General features: G+C 43.8%; 14 protein-coding genes and 2 pseudogenes. 1 reads left to right on the top strand and 15 read right to left on the bottom strand.

The features are described from left to right. Positions 1 to 33: 33 nt before the first annotated feature. The 7 genes and pseudogenes from MK396_RS08220 to MK396_RS08195 all read right to left on the bottom strand — a co-directional run bounded on the left by MK396_RS08220 (position 34) and on the right by MK396_RS08195 (position 4,973). A pseudogene (locus MK396_RS08220) lies at positions 34 to 227 on the bottom strand (phosphoribosylaminoimidazole carboxylase). 10 nt (positions 228 to 237) lie between these two features. Then, on the bottom strand, positions 238 to 1,188 hold the full coding sequence (locus MK396_RS08215; protein ID WP_268724260.1) for a ketopantoate reductase family protein: 951 nt from the start codon (positions 1,186 to 1,188) through the stop codon (positions 238 to 240). Then, a complete protein-coding gene (gene purK / locus MK396_RS08210; protein ID WP_268724259.1) occupies positions 1,189 to 2,280 on the bottom strand; it encodes a 5-(carboxyamino)imidazole ribonucleotide synthase in 1,092 nt (363 codons plus the stop codon). After that, positions 2,267 to 2,758 (bottom strand): 5-(carboxyamino)imidazole ribonucleotide mutase, encoded by a 492-nt coding sequence (gene purE, locus MK396_RS08205; protein ID WP_254726206.1) that lies wholly within the window; start codon positions 2,756 to 2,758, stop codon positions 2,267 to 2,269. Before purE ends, purK begins: the two co-directional genes overlap by 14 nt. Positions 2,759 to 2,945: 187 nt before the next feature. Next, positions 2,946 to 4,208 carry a phosphoribosylamine--glycine ligase gene (gene purD, locus MK396_RS08200; RefSeq protein ID WP_268724258.1) on the bottom strand — a complete coding sequence of 421 codons (1,263 nt, stop codon included), beginning with the start codon at positions 4,206 to 4,208 and terminating at the stop codon, positions 2,946 to 2,948. A 121-nt stretch (positions 4,209 to 4,329) separates the two neighbouring features. Then, positions 4,330 to 4,404, bottom strand: a pseudogene (locus MK396_RS10035) (IMP cyclohydrolase); the annotation flags it as partial. Between the two features lie 59 nt (positions 4,405 to 4,463). Further along, on the bottom strand, positions 4,464 to 4,973 hold the full coding sequence (locus MK396_RS08195) for an HXXEE domain-containing protein (RefSeq protein WP_007522577.1): 510 nt from the start codon (positions 4,971 to 4,973) through the stop codon (positions 4,464 to 4,466). A 167-nt stretch (positions 4,974 to 5,140) separates the two neighbouring features. Between MK396_RS08195 and MK396_RS08190 the strand changes: the two genes are divergently transcribed. Then, a complete protein-coding gene (locus MK396_RS08190; RefSeq protein WP_268724257.1) occupies positions 5,141 to 5,683 on the top strand; it encodes a TetR/AcrR family transcriptional regulator in 543 nt (180 codons plus the stop codon). Positions 5,684 to 5,865: 182 nt separating this feature from the next. Here MK396_RS08190 and purH read toward each other — a convergent pair whose 3' ends face one another. The 8 genes from purH to purC all read right to left on the bottom strand — a co-directional run bounded on the left by purH (position 5,866) and on the right by purC (position 16,248). Next, complete coding sequence (purH, locus tag MK396_RS08185) at positions 5,866 to 7,413, bottom strand: bifunctional phosphoribosylaminoimidazolecarboxamide formyltransferase/IMP cyclohydrolase (protein WP_268724256.1); 1,548 nt, start codon at positions 7,411 to 7,413, stop codon at positions 5,866 to 5,868. Positions 7,414 to 7,427: 14 nt separating this feature from the next. Next, entirely contained in the window at positions 7,428 to 7,667 is a 240-nt protein-coding gene (locus MK396_RS08180; RefSeq protein WP_268724255.1) for a hypothetical protein, read from the bottom strand. Positions 7,668 to 7,673: 6 nt separating this feature from the next. Further along, on the bottom strand, positions 7,674 to 8,051 hold the full coding sequence (locus tag MK396_RS08175) for a hypothetical protein (RefSeq protein ID WP_268724254.1): 378 nt from the start codon (positions 8,049 to 8,051) through the stop codon (positions 7,674 to 7,676). Positions 8,052 to 8,075: 24 nt separating this feature from the next. Then, on the bottom strand, positions 8,076 to 8,627 hold the full coding sequence (gene purN, locus MK396_RS08170; RefSeq protein ID WP_268724253.1) for a phosphoribosylglycinamide formyltransferase: 552 nt from the start codon (positions 8,625 to 8,627) through the stop codon (positions 8,076 to 8,078). Further along, positions 8,624 to 9,646: a phosphoribosylformylglycinamidine cyclo-ligase gene (gene purM, locus MK396_RS08165; protein WP_268724252.1), complete on the bottom strand. Its 1,023-nt coding sequence runs from the start codon at positions 9,644 to 9,646 to the stop codon at positions 8,624 to 8,626. The genes purN and purM overlap by 4 nt, the downstream gene beginning before the upstream one ends. Positions 9,647 to 9,866: 220 nt before the next feature. Further along, positions 9,867 to 11,309, bottom strand: coding sequence for an amidophosphoribosyltransferase (gene purF, locus MK396_RS08160; protein ID WP_268724251.1), 1,443 nt, complete (start codon positions 11,307 to 11,309; stop codon positions 9,867 to 9,869). A gap of 303 nt (positions 11,310 to 11,612) precedes the next feature. Then, positions 11,613 to 15,338 (bottom strand): phosphoribosylformylglycinamidine synthase, encoded by a 3,726-nt coding sequence (locus MK396_RS08155; RefSeq protein ID WP_268724250.1) that lies wholly within the window; start codon positions 15,336 to 15,338, stop codon positions 11,613 to 11,615. A 202-nt stretch (positions 15,339 to 15,540) separates the two neighbouring features. Next, entirely contained in the window at positions 15,541 to 16,248 is a 708-nt protein-coding gene (gene purC / locus MK396_RS08150; RefSeq protein ID WP_250315624.1) for a phosphoribosylaminoimidazolesuccinocarboxamide synthase, read from the bottom strand. Between the last annotated feature and the right edge of the window lie 144 nt (positions 16,249 to 16,392).

Below are 16,392 nucleotides of genomic sequence, written 5' to 3'. Positions count from 1 at the left end.
ACTTTAAAATTCCTCAAACTCTTCTTTCCCAATTCACACAAATGGATAATGATCTAGCGTATTCAAATCCGTATCCAGTGGCAAATCATAAATCACCAAATAGTTTTCTGGGTGCTGAGCTACTAGCTCTTCATGCTTGTCTTTCACCTTTTCGTGATCCCCACTAGCACACAAGACCTCAACGACTGCTCCACAACCTTATCTTGTTCAATAAAACCATTGTACAACCAGAATACTCTAGACAGAAATCCCCTTCATATTGGCTTCTAGAATAGGCATCTCAACACCCAACTTCAGACCAGTCTGATAAACACTTTGACAACAATAAAAGATATCTTGTTTGTCATTATGCAAGGTCATGATTTTTCGGGTCAGCTCATTTTTCGCAAACATAGCTTTCATGGCCTTCCCTGCAATCCAAGCGGGAATTTTATAAGGCAAGAGTTCTGCTTTGTAAAGTTTCAAATTCACACCACGCGCTTCTACGACTTTCAAAGCCTCTCGAATGGCCTTGATGGCTAATGATAATTCCGAAGAACTGTTCATCAAGTTCAAAGCCAATTTTTCTGGATTTTCTAGATTTCCCGAGCGTGCAGCTGTCGAGGTGACACCCGCATTAATCGCCATGTGAATCCAAATCCACTCGACCATATCATGGGGAATCTCCCACTTCAAATCTGCTGAAGTCAGCAAATCCGTCAAGTCAGCACAATTGGGGATGTGTGCTTTTTTCTCCCCTTCTAACATTAAATGGTCGAACAAGACGCCATCCAAATGGTCCTTATTCATATGACCACCAGCTGTCGGAAATGCGAGAATATAGTTATACTCCCCTGCCCATTTCTCTACTTCCTCTCGCGTATTCCAGAAATTACAGAAGAAAACGAGAGTTCCTTTAATCCGATTTTCTCGCAAGGTTTCCACGGCTTCTTTTACAAAACCATGACGCACACTGATAAAAATAAAATCATATTCCGCATGATCTTCCGCCACATGAACCACATAGGTATCCCGTTTATTTTCACCTTTGGAAACATAACGACCATCTAGCAAATCAACTGTCAAAACGTTTGGTGCTGTACCTTTCTTACTTTCTCTCAGCACGTGCTCTACCTGATGACCTGCTTTTTGAAAAGCATAGGCATAAATGGTCCCGATAACCCCAAGACCTAAAATTGCTATTCTCACCTAAAAATCAATCCCTTTCCCAAACTCATCCACACTATCTGGCACATCACTAAACAAGGTCACATGTCCCATTTTGCGGTTGTGCTTCGCTTCTATTTTACCATACATGTGGAGGTGGGCGCTTGGATTTTCTGTGACATATTTTTCAGCAGCCTCGACGTGTTGGCCGAGGACGTTGAGCATGACTGCAGGCGTATGCAGTTTGATAGCTGGCAATGGTGCTCCGAGAACACCCAAGATATGGGTATCAAACTGAGAGAAGTCGCAGGCTTCGATAGAGTAGTGCCCAGAGTTATGTGGTCGTGGGGCAATCTCATTGACAATGATGTCATCAGCTGTCGCAAACATTTCCACACAAAGGGTTCCAGAGAGGCTCAGTTGTTCTGCGATTCGCACCGCCATAGCTTTGGCTTTTTCAGCTAAACTTTCTGAAATGCGAGCTGGTACAATGGTTTTAGACAGGATATTGTTGCGGTGAATATTTTCCTGAACTGGGAAAACTGTCACGTCCTTGCCATTACCAGACACGATAACAGAAATCTCAAGGTCAAAGTTGACGAATTCTTCCAAAACGCAGTCTGCTGAATCGACTAGCGCATAGGCTTCTGCCAAATCTGCTTCTGAGCGAATGACCTTTTGCCCGTGTCCATCATAGCCACCAGTCGCAGTCTTGAGGACATAGATTTTCAACAGGTCAATATCTGCCAAGTCTTGGCTTGAAGTCACGACCTTGTATGGTGCTACGGTGACTTGAGCCTTGTTTGACAAAAAGTCCTTTTCAAGGATCCGATTTTGAGAAATGCGGAGCAGGTCCGTCCCTTGAGGGAGCTGACCATCCTTGATAACGGCATCCAAACCGTCCGCATCGACATTTTCAAACTCATAGGTCAGGACATCGCAACGCTCAGCCAGCTGACGCAGGGCATCCACATCGTTATAAGGCGCCACGATAAGCTCTGCCACGCGAGAGGCTGGACAATCCGCCGCTGGATCCAGCGCGATGACCTCGTGCCCCATGTAGATAGCAGAAATGGCCATCATCTGACCCAGCTGACCGCCACCGATAATTCCGATTGTTTTAGATGAGCTCATTTGTAGACTCCTCTGCGATTTTTCCTTGCTCTTCTGCAAAATCTGCTAGCGCTGCTGCTAGGTCTTGGTCCTCAATGGCCAAGATCCGAAGGGCAGTCAGGGCAGCGTTTGTCGCTCCCGCTTCACCGATTGCCATAGTTGCCACAGGCACACCGCCCGGCATCTGCACAATCGAATAGAGGGAGTCCAGACCGCTGAGCGCACGTGATTTGACGGGCACACCGATAACAGGTAGAGTCGTTTTGGCTGCTACCATACCTGGCAAATGCGCGGCACCACCAGCACCGGCGATGATGACCTTTATGCCGCGACTGCGGGCTTCTTCTGCATGCTGAAACATGAGGTCAGGCGTGCGATGGGCAGAGACGACTTTCTTTTCATAGGCTACACCAAAGCGGTCTAAGACTTCAGCTGTTTTTTGCATGGTTGCCCAGTCAGATTTAGAGCCCATGATGATGGAAATAATTGGTTTAGTCATAATTTTTCCTTTTCTTTTTTGATAATGGTCTTAGGTGGTGGGGACGGAAGCAAACCTTCGGTTTCATTCCTAAACTTTGAGCCTAAGGTCTCAAAGTTTCCCCCGACCAGAACAGTGAATGTTCTGGTCTTTTCACCACGGCGACCATTAACGTATTTGGCGACTTCGTCGCGTTATTTTTATACTTTTACTTCATAGCCTTGCTTCCGATATCTGTTCGGTAAAAGAGGCCTTCTGTTTTTTGTTGGGAGAGTTCTTGATAGATGGTTTCTTGGGCTTCTTTGACGGTATCGGCTGTGGTGACAAGCATATAGACACGTCCGCCATTTGATAGCAATGCTCTGCTATTTTCCGCAAACTTAGCTCCTGCATAGTAGGTGATGATGTCGCCCTCGGTCTTGGCTGGCAACTTGACACCCTTTTCATAGTCTAACGGGTAGCCGTTTGACGCGACAACCACGCCCAGAGTCACACCCTTGTCTGTCCATGTGATGGCTGGCTCTTGGCCATCCAAAATATCCGTGATATTTTGCGCAAAGTCAGATGTCAAACGAGGCAAGATAATCTGAGTTTCGGGATCTCCGAACCGAGCATTGAACTCGATAACTTTAGGTCCATCTGCTGTTAGGATAAGCCCTGCGTAAAGGACACCAAGATACGGACGACTTTCCTGAATCATCCCTTCAAGGACAGGCTTGACAATGGTGTCAACCGCCGTATCAACCACGCTCTGTGGCAAGTGGGGAACTGGCGCATAAGCTCCCATACCGCCCGTGTTAGGGCCCTTATCGCCATCATAGGCACGTTTATGGTCCTGAGCCGTTGGCATGATGTAGAACTTGTCCCCATTGACAAAGGCAAAGAGAGAGAACTCCTCTCCGTCAAGGAATTCCTCGATAACCACACGCGCACCTGAGTCACCAAATTTATTATCCAAGAGCATCTCGTGAGCTGCTTCGACCGCTTGCTCAACCGTCTCCGAAACAACGACACCTTTTCCAAGAGCCAAGCCGTCTGCCTTGACGACAATAGGAGCGCCTTTCTCCTCGATATAAGCCTTAGCTTCCTCAAAATCTGAAAATGTGCCATAGGCTGCTGTCGGAACGTCATATTTGACCATGATTTCCTTAGCAAAATCCTTTGACCACTCCAACTCCGCTGCCAATCTCGTCGGACCAAAAGCCTTGAGCCCAGCTTGGCTAAAATCATCCACGATCCCAGCGGCAAGAGCATCATCCGGACCGATAAAAGACCAAGCAATATCATTCTCCTTGGCAAATTCAATTAGTTTGGAATGTTCGGAAATTCCAATGTTTACTAAATCCAACCCATCCAAGGCCATTCCATCATTTCCAGGAGCTACAAAGACTTTTTCAACGTCTTTTGATTCAAGTAACTTCTTAGCAATGGCATGTTCACGACCACCCGAACCGACAACTAACAGCTTCATCTCTCAACCTCTTTTGCGAATTATTTACTAACATTATACCACAAACGTTCGTTTCAATCTTGTTTCACTTAGCATTTTAAGCCAAAAAAGGAAAGAAACTGTTTTCTTCCCTTTTGTTTTCTTAATGTCTAAAATGTCTTACTCCTGTGAAGACCATGGTCAAGCCATATTTGTCAGCCACTTCGATAGACTCTTGGCTGCTCATTAACCAGTTATATCAGAAAGGTTAAAAAGTAGCTCTCATTTAATCGTTTTTCATTTCGCGTATTTTTCTAGATGTGTTTGAATTTTTGGCATGATGAGATGCATGATTTTAAGATTCGTAAAAGCTATTATCATGGCTAATAAAAGATAGACAAAGACTGATAACAAAGGAACGTCAGAAGACCAATAGTGGGAAATAATCATTAGAACTATTGGCAATTCTAGGGTTACTGTGACGACTCCAGGAACATAACCCCTAAATTGCATGCACATGATATAATGGATTATGAAATGAGATGTATAAGCTATTACAAAAGATAAATAGAGTAAAGTGTTGTGAGTTATTTGGCAGAATCCAGAAATAAACATCAGGATGATAAATTCCTCCAACACACCTACTGCAAAAGCGGAGCCTTGCGTAACGGAACCAAAGAACGGTTTCTTAAAAGTTTCTAATTTTTGATGATACCGTGTTTTCCACAAGGGCATAAAAATCATTTCTTCAAAATCGTGTAAAATAAATAAAATAGGTAGCATCCAAACATTAAAAAGAATGCTCATATCTTTACCTCCTTAATAACAACTAACAATTGTACAATGTTAAGAATAAATGATAATCATATATCACGCGTAACACTTTTAGTATAAAGATAAACTGTTACAAAAACAAGAGGTTAAGAGAAATTGGCACAGTTTGACCAAAAGTGTGACAGGAAAGGAAAAATACCATGGAATATCAAACGCGACAATGGCTGGAGGAAGCCTTGTTCGATTTATTAGCAACTAAGAAATCCCTTCATAATATCAGCATTGCAGAACTCAGTGAGCATGCTCAGATTGCTAGACGAACGTTTTATCGTTATTACCATTCAAAAGAGGAAGTTCTTACGAACTATTTAGACCGCTTAATCCAATACTATATTATCGAACTTCAAACAGCAAAACTGACTAATTTTGAAGATTTAGTGAACCTTTTCTTTCAGTATTGGAGCCAGTACACTGAGCCATTAAAAATTTTGCAAGACGCAAACTTACTCGTGCTTATCTTGCAAAGGTCTTATGATAAGCTTCCTACTGCTTATACCACTGTCATGGCACCTTGGCACATCACAAATAGTGATCAAAGGCAAATCACTTATGATAGTAGATTCATTACCAGCGGTCTCTACAATATTTTTGATGAATGGTTAAAAGGAGATTATAAAGCCATGCCTGTTAACGAGCTAGTCACAACAACCTTAAACACCATAAAACGTATGAAAAATAGTTAAGTGAGAAACTGAGTTTTTCTAGATTAGTCATGAACAGCTCTAACAAATCATTTTAATAATTTCTAACACTAAAATGCTTATTGTTTTAGACATACAAAAAGAGAAGACAACTTACGTCTTCTCTCGTTGTTAGCGATAAATCATTTATCACAGTTGATAATGAGCTAATTTTTAAATACCCATCAATGTCTAAAATGTCTTACTCCTGTGAAGACCATAGTCAATCCATATTTATCAGCAGCTTCGATAGACTCTTGGTCACGGACTGAGCCCCCTGGCTGGATGATGGCCTTAATACCTGCTTTAGCGATTTCTTTAACGTTATCCGCAAATGGGAAGAAGGCATCCGAAGCAAGGACAGCACCGTCAAGGCGATCTTTAGCTTGGTCAATAGCAATACGGACGGAAGCCACACGATTGGTTTGACCAGGGCCAACGCCAAGTGTCATGTGGTCATTAGTCACGATGATTCCATTTGATTTGACATACTTGATAGCTTTCCAAGCGAACTCAAGGGCAGTCGCTTCTGTCTCAGTTGGTTGGCGTTTGGTCACCACTTGCCAGTCAGCTGGGCTTTCTTTGATCACGTCTTGGTTTTGCACCAGAAGTCCACCTACTACACCAGTGTACTCAGCTTCCACTTTGCTTGCATCTTGGGCATCAAATGGTAAGGCAAGGATACGCAAGTTTTTCTTTTTGTTGGTCAAAATGGCTAGCGCTTCATCCGTATAGCTCGGTGCGATGATGATCTCGAGGAAAACGCCGTGCATCTTCTCAGCAGTCGCAGCATCCACCTCACGGTTGAGGACGACAATTCCACCAAAAATAGACACTGGGTCAGACTCATAAGCATAATCCCAAGCAGTCTCGATGTCGTCAGCTTGACCAATTCCACATGGGTTCATGTGTTTCAAAGCCACAACGGTTGGACGGTCTTTAAAATCACGGATAATACGGATAGCAGCATCTGCATCACGGATATTGTTAAAGGACAATTCTTTACCGTTGAGCTGTTTCGCTGATGCAATCGAATAGTCAGTCGGTAAGGCTTTTTGGTAAAAGTCCGCATCCTGCTGAGGATTTTCCCCATAACGCATTGATTGCTTGAGGTCATAAGTCAAGGTCAGTTTTTCTGGCTTGCTTTCTCCGACTCGAGTTGTGAAGTATTCTGCAATCAAGGCATCATAAGCCGCTGTGTGACGGAAAACCTTGGCTGCTAAACGTTGGCGAGTTTCGTAACTTGTTTCACCATTTGCTGCCAATTCATCAAGCACCACAGCATAGTCAGCAGGATCTACTACAACTGTCACGCTGGCATGATTTTTAGCTGCTGAACGAAGCATAGATGGACCACCAATATCGATATTCTCCACTGCGTCAGCATAAGTCACGTCTGGTTTGAGAATCGTTTCCTTGAAAGGATAGAGATTGACCACCACAAGGTCAATGAGCTCAATCTGATTATCCTTGGCTGCTTGAAGATGACTATCCAAGTCACGACGAGCCAAGAGCCCACCATGGATATTTGGATGAAGGGTCTTGACACGACCGTCCATCATTTCTGGGAACCCAGTCACATCGTCGATAGCAATGGTATCTACCCCAGCATTGTCAAGGACAACTTTGGTCCCACCTGTTGAGATAATGTCCCAACCGAGTTTTTTAAGTTCTTGGGCAAATTCAACAATGCCCCCTTTATCTGAGACACTGATTAAGGCGCGTTTAGTCATATATTCTCCTTATGTTATATTTTATCTTCTGCTGGATCAACTTCAAACCAGTGTTTACTATTTCTTTTACACTCCAACGCTGGAACTCTCTCGGTCACAATACGCTTCTCTTTCCCATTTGGGTCTATTACTCTATCCCATGCTGTAGGTTTATTGTAATATTTCATCTTTCCATTACAGATCGGACAGGCAGCAACTTCAACTTTCTCTATACTCAACCTATTTCCAATTCCACTAAGTGCATAATTAAACATCAAAGGTTATCTAGTCTCTTTACTTGTAATAGATCGTAAATAAAAAATAATAATCGTTAACAAGAAAATTCCTAAAAAGATAAACAAAAAATTTTCATTAATTCCCTTAAATTGTCCCGTATTTGAATTTCTAAACCAATTTATTAATGGTTCAATGCCCTTGAAAATTGTGAAAGCACTAGCTACTGAACTGAGTATTCCACTGAAACCTAGAACAGACTTAGTTAAAGGAGTCTTCCAAATTACCTTTGCTTCATACTCAGCAACTGGTTTATCATCTTTTTTTTGAATATAAACATCTCTACCTGCAGCATATATATCTCCGCCAGCAGTATTTCCTACACCAATATTAGTACCACCATTAAAACTATCTTTATTTGTCATTTTTATTCCTCTTCTATCTATCTTTTACCTTCTCTCCACTCCCAAGCTATCCAGAACCTCTAGATACAACTTGTACTCTGCCTCATGAATGCGAGCTTCAAAGTTTTCGATGGTATCATCAGCTATCCGTGGCACACGGACTTGTTTGATGACCTTGCCTGTATCCACACCCGAGTCCACCCAGTGAATGGTGACGCCACTCTCAGCAACACCAGCATTCCAAGCGTCCTCAATCCCATGAGCTCCTGGAAATTCTGGCAAGTAGGCTGGATGGATATTGATGATTCGACCTTCATAAGCCGCCAATAAGGTTGGCCCAACGATTTTCATGTAGCCTGCTAGACAAACCAAGTCAATCTGGTGTTCTTTCAAGAGTTCGACAAGAGCTGCTTCGTAGTCCGCCTTGTTCTCAAACTCCTTGAGTTCAAAAGCATAGGACAGGACACCAAGCTTTTCTGCCCGCTCAAGCACATAGGCATCACGATGGTCTGAAAAGACAAACTCCACCGGAAATTCTTCGGCAATCACCTGAAAGTTTGAGCCGTTACCAGAGGCAAAAACCGCTATTTTTTTCATTTGATGATGACACTTTCGTTTTCTTTCTTGACGATGCGACCAATTTCATAGACTGGTTCATCCAGTAATTCCTTGACACGGTCTACATTTTCAGGGCTAACTGCCAACATGAGGCCCACACCCATATTGAAGATTTCAAACATTTCTTCGTGTTTGATCTGACCGTATTTTTCAAGGGCTTTGAAGATTGGAAGGACTGGAACCTTGCTTTCCTCAATCTCAGCAGCCAAGTCAGCTGCAAACATGCGAGGGACATTTTCGATAAAGCCACCACCTGTGATGTGAGCAATACCGTTGACCAACTCTTCCTTGATGAGCGGCAAAACAGCCTTGACATAGATACGAGTCGGCTCAAGAAGAACCTCCTTGAGTTTCTTGCCTTCCAGCTCAGGCAAGACTTCTTCGCCTGTGTAGTCGGCAAAGACACGACGAACAAGTGAGTAACCATTTGAGTGAATCCCACTTGAAGCAAGTCCGAGAAGAACATCACCTTCTGCCACCTTTGAACCGTCAATGATTTGAGATTTTTCAGCCACGCCGACCGCAAATCCAGCCAAGTCGTAGTCATCTTCGCCGTACATACCAGGCATTTCAGCCGTTTCACCACCAATGAGGGCCGCACCAGCCTGCACACAACCTTCTGCCACACCTGCAACGACTTGTTCTAACTTAGCTGGTTCATTCTTACCAGTCGCTACGTAGTCAAGGAAGTAAAGAGGCTCCGCACCTGCAGCGATGATGTCATTAACACACATGGCCACACAGTCCTGACCAATAGTATCGTGCTTGTCGTATTTGATAGCCGACATGAGCTTGGTCCCGACACCATCAGTTCCTGAAATCAAGACAGGCTCTTTGACACCAGTTTTTGAAAGGTCAAACATGCCACCAAAGCCACCCAGAGCTCCCATAACACCTGCGCGTTCCGTACGAGCCACGTGCTTTTTGATCCGCTCAACAACTTCATAACCCGCTTCAACATCCACACCAGACTGCGCATAAGCATTTTTATTCGTCATTTTATTCATTCCTTTTCTTTTTTTGAGAAAGACTGCGACGTATTTTTAGATAAACAATTATTTTATCTAAAAATACTAGTCAGGTCTCTAGCTTTGGTCCCATAGGAGAAAGCGTCTACTGACAAATGCTTTAGCTTTTAGTCAGTAGTGAGACGTGGAGCGTATGCATTCTTATTTGTCATCTTCTCTTCCTTTCCTTTCATGGAGAGTCTTTATCCGTCTATTTGTAAAAACTGGTCTTTTCATCCAAACTTCTACGATAGTCTTCTTCATAGTCGTAGAGAGGAGTTGGGTAGTCGCCGTCAAAATAAGCGACACAGAGACCACCGTTTGGCGCATCTGTTTCGATGCCGATAGAATTAATCAAGCCATCAATTGAAAGATAGGTCAGACTATCCGCACCAATGATTTGACAGGTTTCTTCGACCGTATGATTGGCCGCAATCAGCTCCTGACGCGTCTGGATATCAATCCCGTAAAAACATGGATAAGCTAGCGCTGGACTACCAATAGCAACATGAACTTCAGAGGCACCCGCTTCTTTCAAAAGCTGAACGATACGGCGAGAGGTTGTCCCACGAACAATGGAATCATCCACCATCACCACACGTTTGCCTTTGACAACGCCTGAAACAGCAGACAGTTTCATCCGCACCCCTTGCTCCCGCAATTCCTGAGTCGGTTGGATAAAGGTACGTTGCGTGTATTGGTTTTTGATCAGCCCCATTTCATTTGGCAGACCAGATTCTTCTGCAAATCCCATCGCTGCGCTGAGTGAGGAATTTGGCACACCAACCACGATATCCGCTTCGTGCTTGAACTCACGCGCCAATTGAGCCCCCATACGTTTGCGAGCTGTATGGACATTGACCCCATGAATATTAGAGTCAGGTCGGGCAAAATAAATATACTCCATAGAGCAAATCGCCAACTGGGTATCATTCGTATAGCTATCGTACTGAATCCCATTGTCATCTACGATTACAATCTCTCCTGGTTTTACATCGCGAATCCACTCGGCACCAATGACTTCAAAAGCACAGGTTTCTGACGAAACGACCACCGCTCCATTGGCCATTTTCCCAATAGAAAGAGGGCGGAAGCCATTAGGGTCAAGGGCCGCAACCAACTTGTCCTCAAATAGCAGGATATAAGCAAAGCCACCTTTGACGAGGCTGAGTGCTTCCTTGATTTTACCCATCAAGTTCGGATTGTGACTCCGACGAATGAGGTGAGCCAAGATTTCCGAATCCGAAGTTGAACTGAAAATAGCTCCTCTTTGTTCCAATTCTTTTTTGAGCGATTCGGCATTAGTCAAGTTTCCGTTGTGAGCAAGTCCAAACTGCATATCATGAAAGCGAAAGAGGAAGGGCTGAATGTTATCAACAGAAGCTTCGCCAGCAGTCGCGTAACGCACATGCCCAATCGCGCTCGTTCCAGTTAGTTTATCCAAATTAGCTGGGTTTCTGAACACTTCTGATAAAAGCCCCATATCACGATGACGCTTCAATTGACCCTGATCATTGGAGAGGATCCCTGCCCCCTCCTGACCACGGTGCTGAAGACTGTGGAGACCAAAATAGGTCAATTTAGCAGCATCTGGATGCCCCCAGATACCGAAAACACCACATTCTTCATTAAGAGATTTTACTTCGTATGTCATTTTATATACCTAATTTTTATTTGTGTATCATTCCTTTAGTAGTAGGAACGCTCTCAACTTTCTGTGATGACTTTCGAATTTTTTCATTGTCGTCATGAATGCCGACGAAAAAACAGAAAGTCTATCAAGAAATTTTCTAGCTAGTATTTGAGCCAAAGTCTCAAATACTAGCTAACTGCACTACTGCGGAATGATACTGTAGAAACTCGTTTCACTCGCAAAACAAACTATTTGCAATCATCACAAGCTAAGTCTACATAACTTTTACATTACGGATACTATCTATTAGAAAATCTGCAAGTCTTATTTCCCAGTAAAGTATTTAACAGCCGACGCAAACAGGTGCTGGTCTTTATTCCCTGGAATATTTTGGAAGAGACCGTCTTCATAACGTTCTGAGTGGCCCATTTTACCGATGATTTGGCCATTCTTGCTGGTAATCCCTTCGATGGCATTTACCGAACCATTCGGATTGTACTTAGAATCCATACTTGGTTTGCCGTCAAAGTCAACGTATTGGCTAAAGATTTGACCATTGGCACGGAGCTCTGCAAATTCCTCAGCCGTCACGACAAATTTCCCTTCACCGTGCGATACTGGAATGGCATGGATATCGCCCACTTGTACTCCAGCCAACCATGGTGAGTTGGTATTGGCAATCCGAGTTTCCACCATCTTGGCCACGTGCTGGTTGGCATCATTGTAGAAGAGGGTTGGACTCGTGCTGCTGGCATCTTCAAAGTTTCCATATGGAAGAAGACCTGATTTGACCAAGGCCTGGAATCCATTACAGATACCGATAATCAAGCCACCACGAGCAATAAAGCTATCAATGGCCGCACGCACTTTTTCATTAAGAAGGATATTGACAATAAACTTAGCTGATCCATCTGGCTCGTCTGCAGCGGAGAATCCGCCTGCAAAGAAGAGAATGTTTGCCTTGCCGATATTGTCAACCATAGTTTCAACTGACTTGACAATGGCTTCTTCATTCAAGGTCACGAATGGCACCAAGTTAACCTCTGCCCCTTCTTTTTCGAAGGCTTTAGCTGAGTCATATTCTGAGTTGGTTCCTGGGAAGACTGGGATGTAAACAACAGGTTTTTCAATAGTTTCTTTAGCTTTGATGACTGCTTTAGAAGCGACATCTGGAACTTCTTCCAGTTCTTTGGCTTGGGCAAATTCAGTAGGGTAAACTTCTTCCAGTTTGCCTTGGAAGACACTGTCAAGTTTCTGTCCATCTAGCTTCACACCGTTGACAAGGAGTGTAAAGTCTGCTTTTGTTTGTCCAATTTTCTCTACTCCAGCAATCTCTTCAGGAGATGTGAAGACAAATCCGCCTAATTGAGCTGTCAAGGCTGTTTCAAGTTCAGGCAAGGTCACCTCTGCACCGATATGGTTCCCAAAAGTAGCAAGAGCCAAGCTTTCAAGCACACCACCGTATTTGACAGCTGAAGCTGCCGTTACTTTGTGGTCAGCTTGGATGGCTTCAAACTGAGCAAAGTTTTGCTTAATTAAATCAAAATCAATCTCTGCAGAGAGGGCTTGACCTGGGATGTAGTAGATATTTTCACCAGCACCCTTAAGCTCTGGAGAGAGCACCTTACGGCTATCTGCCGTCGTCACCCCAAAGGCAACCAAGGTTGGCGGTACGGTCAATTCTTCGAAAGTACCAGACATAGAATCCTTACCACCGATAGATGGTAAGCCAAGCTGGATTTGTGCTTCGATAGAACCTAGGAGAGCTGCTACTGGCTGACCGAAACGCTCAGCTTGTTTGTCCATACGCTCAAAATACTCTTGGTAAGAGAAACGGGCCTTAGACCAATTGGCACCTGTCGCCACTAGACGAGCGGTTGCTTCGATAACCGCATAGGCAGCGCCATGATATGGAGACCATTCTGCCACATATGGGTTGAATCCTTGAGCCATGACTGACGCAGTGTGAGTCACTCCGTGCTGAACTGGCAATTTCTGCACAGATGCCTCAGTTGGTGTGAGTTGGTAGCGACCGCCAAGTGGGTGATTGACCGTTGAACGACCGACCGAGCAGTCAAAGATGGTCTGTAAACCTTTTTGACTCGCATGGTTGAGATCAGATAGAACCGCAAGGGTATCTGCTTCAAGTGTGTTAGTGCTTGTTATGCGTTCTTCTGGGAGTTTGACATCCTTATCCACAACCTTGGCATCGACGACCACGCGTACACCATTGGTATCAAGGAAACGACGTTCCAAGTCAACGATGGTTTCCCCATTCCAGTGCATGACTAGATTTGGTTTTTCAGTCACTGTTGCCACCACAACAGCGTCAATATTTTCTTTATTACATTCTGCAACGAAGGCATCTACGTCTTCAGGACGCACCACAACTGCCATCCGTTCTTGTGATTCAGAGATAGCAATTTCTGTACCATTCAAGCCTTGGTATTTAAGAGGCACTTTATTAAGGTCGATTTCAAGACCATCTGCCAATTCACCGATAGCCACACAGACACCACCAGCACCAAAGTCGTTGGATTTCTTGATGAGACGAGTGACATCGCCATTACGGAAAAGACGTTGAATCTTACGTTCTTCGATGGCATTCCCTTTTTGAACCTCAGCACCAGCAGTCTCTACAGACTCAACTGTTTGAACCTTAGAAGAACCCGTCGCACCACCGACACCATCACGACCTGTTTTACCTCCAAGAAGGATAATCACATCCCCCGCTTCCGGTTTTTCACGGACTACATTTTCCTTAGGAGCCGCTCCGACAACGGCACCTAGCTCCATACGTTTAGCTACAAAGCCTGGGTGGAAGTATTCACGAACGTAAGTCGTTGCAAGACCAATTTGGTTACCATATGAAGAATAACCATGAGCCGCTGTCTTCGAAATGACTTGTTGCGGCAATTTCCCAGCGCGCGTTTCTGAAATCGGCGTTGTAATGTCACCCGCGCCTGAGATACGCATGGCTTGGTAAACATAAGAACGGCCTGACAATGGGTCACGAATGGCGCCACCGATACAAGTAGCAGCCCCACCAAATGGTTCAATTTCCGTTGGGTGATTGTGGGTTTCGTTTTTGAACATGAGGAGCCAAGGTTCCTTGAAACCATCAACGTCCACTTCGATTTCAACCGAGCAAGCATTGATTTCGTCAGACACTTCCATATCATCCAAACGTCCATTAGCACGCTCATAACGACCGAAAATAGTCGCCATATCCATCAAGGTTTGTGGTTTCTCCGAACGCCCCAACTCATCACGCATGGCAATATACTTGTCATAAGTCGCTTGCAATTGCTTTTGGAATTTAGAAGCTGAGAAATCAATCTGTCTCAACTCTGTCTCAAAAGTCGTGTGACGGCAGTGGTCAGACCAATAAGTGTCCAAAACCTTGAGCTCTGTTTCCGTCGGCACGCGCCCGATTGATTTGAAATAGTCTTGGATAAAAAGCAAATCATCCACTTCCATGGCCATCCCTTGCTCTGCCTTGTAGCGAGCAAAGTCTTCTGCCGTATAGCTTTCAAAGAAAGTCAATTTAGGAATGGTCTTGTCTGACTCTGAAAATTCCTGCTTGGCAATTCCTGTCGTGATGTCCTTGAAACGAGAATCCACTGGGTTGAGCAGGTAGTTCTTGACCGCTTCCAACTCAGTCGCATCAATATCTTTATTAACCAAGTACAATTGTGCTGTATTAACCGTTACATCACTTGAGCTACCAAGCAAAAGCAAGGCTTCCTGTGAAGAAGCTGCACGCTGGTCAAACTGCCCTGGCAGGCTTTCAATGGCAAAGAAAGCATAGTTAGCAAGATCTGCTTGCACAGCCGCTTCATCCAAGACATGGTCTGTCACCTGTTCAGAGAAAATGTGTTTTTCTGCAGGCGCAAAAAGGTTCTCTGCCAAGTCAAAGACATCATAAACTTGCACGATGCGAATACTTTTCAAGCTTGAAAGTCCCAAGTTGTGCTGGAGCTCTCTCACCAAACTCTCTGACTTGACCTGAAAATCAGCCTTTTTCTCAACAAAAATACGTTTATTCATCAATTCTTATTCCTTTATTTCAGCTCTTGCAATGTTCACAAATGACCTTGAAGGTGTTATTTTTAAACCTTGCAACTTTTCCCAGACAATCTCGTAAACGTCTGTTAATTCTCCGAGATCTCTACGGAGTGAAAAGGTCTGGGGGACCTTTTCAGCCTGAGTCCTTACATCTGAAAGACGAAGGTTTTCCGTTTCTAACAGATTATTTCAAACCCTGCAATTTCTCCCAGACAATCTCGTAAACGTCTGTTAGTTCTCCCAATCCCCGACGGAAAACATCCTTGTCCATGTGATTGCCATCTGCATCCCACAAACGGCAGTTATCTGGTGAAAATTCGTCTGCCAAGATAATCTTGCCATCCTTGTCAAAACCGAACTCTAGCTTAAAGTCAATCAATTTAAGACCAATCTCAGCAAACCAAGCCTTCAAAAGTTTATTGATACGACGGGTTTCTTCCTTCAAGTAAGCAATCTGCTGGTCATCCGCAATTTTAAGGAATTTCACATGCTCGTCATTGATAAAGGGATCATCCAAATCATCATTTTTATAGTAAAATTCGACAATTGGAGTCTCAAATGCGATACCTTCTTCTACGCCAAAACGTTTTGAAAAGGAACCAGCCGTGTAGTTGCGGAGCACAACTTCCAAAGGAATAATCTCAACTTTTTTATTGAGCTGTTCCGTGTCCGAAATTTTCTCCACAAAGTGAGTCGCTACACCAGCCGCATTTAATTTCTCAAAAATAAAAGATGAAATCTGATTATTTAACACTCCCTTACCCGCAATCTGCTCCTTCTTGACACCGTTGAAGGCAGTTGCCTGGTCCTTGTAAGTTGAAATAATGAGATTTTCATCCTCAGTTGTATAGATATCCTTGGCTTTTCCCGAATAGATCAGTTGTTTTGACATTTTAAAGTTCGCCTTTCGTTTTACTTGAGCACATTCTACCACAAAAGCATGAAAAATTCAAGGTTTTTACGAATAAATAACGTTTTCCTATTCTAAGCATAAAGAAAAACTGCAAGATGAACTCTTCTTACAGTTTTAAAATCA

Source organism: Streptococcus oralis, from assembly GCF_026782235.1.
Taxonomy (GTDB): domain Bacteria; phylum Bacillota; class Bacilli; order Lactobacillales; family Streptococcaceae; genus Streptococcus; species Streptococcus oralis_CC.
Note: the sequence above shows the minus strand (reverse complement) of the source record. Positions and strands in the feature narration are given on the sequence as shown.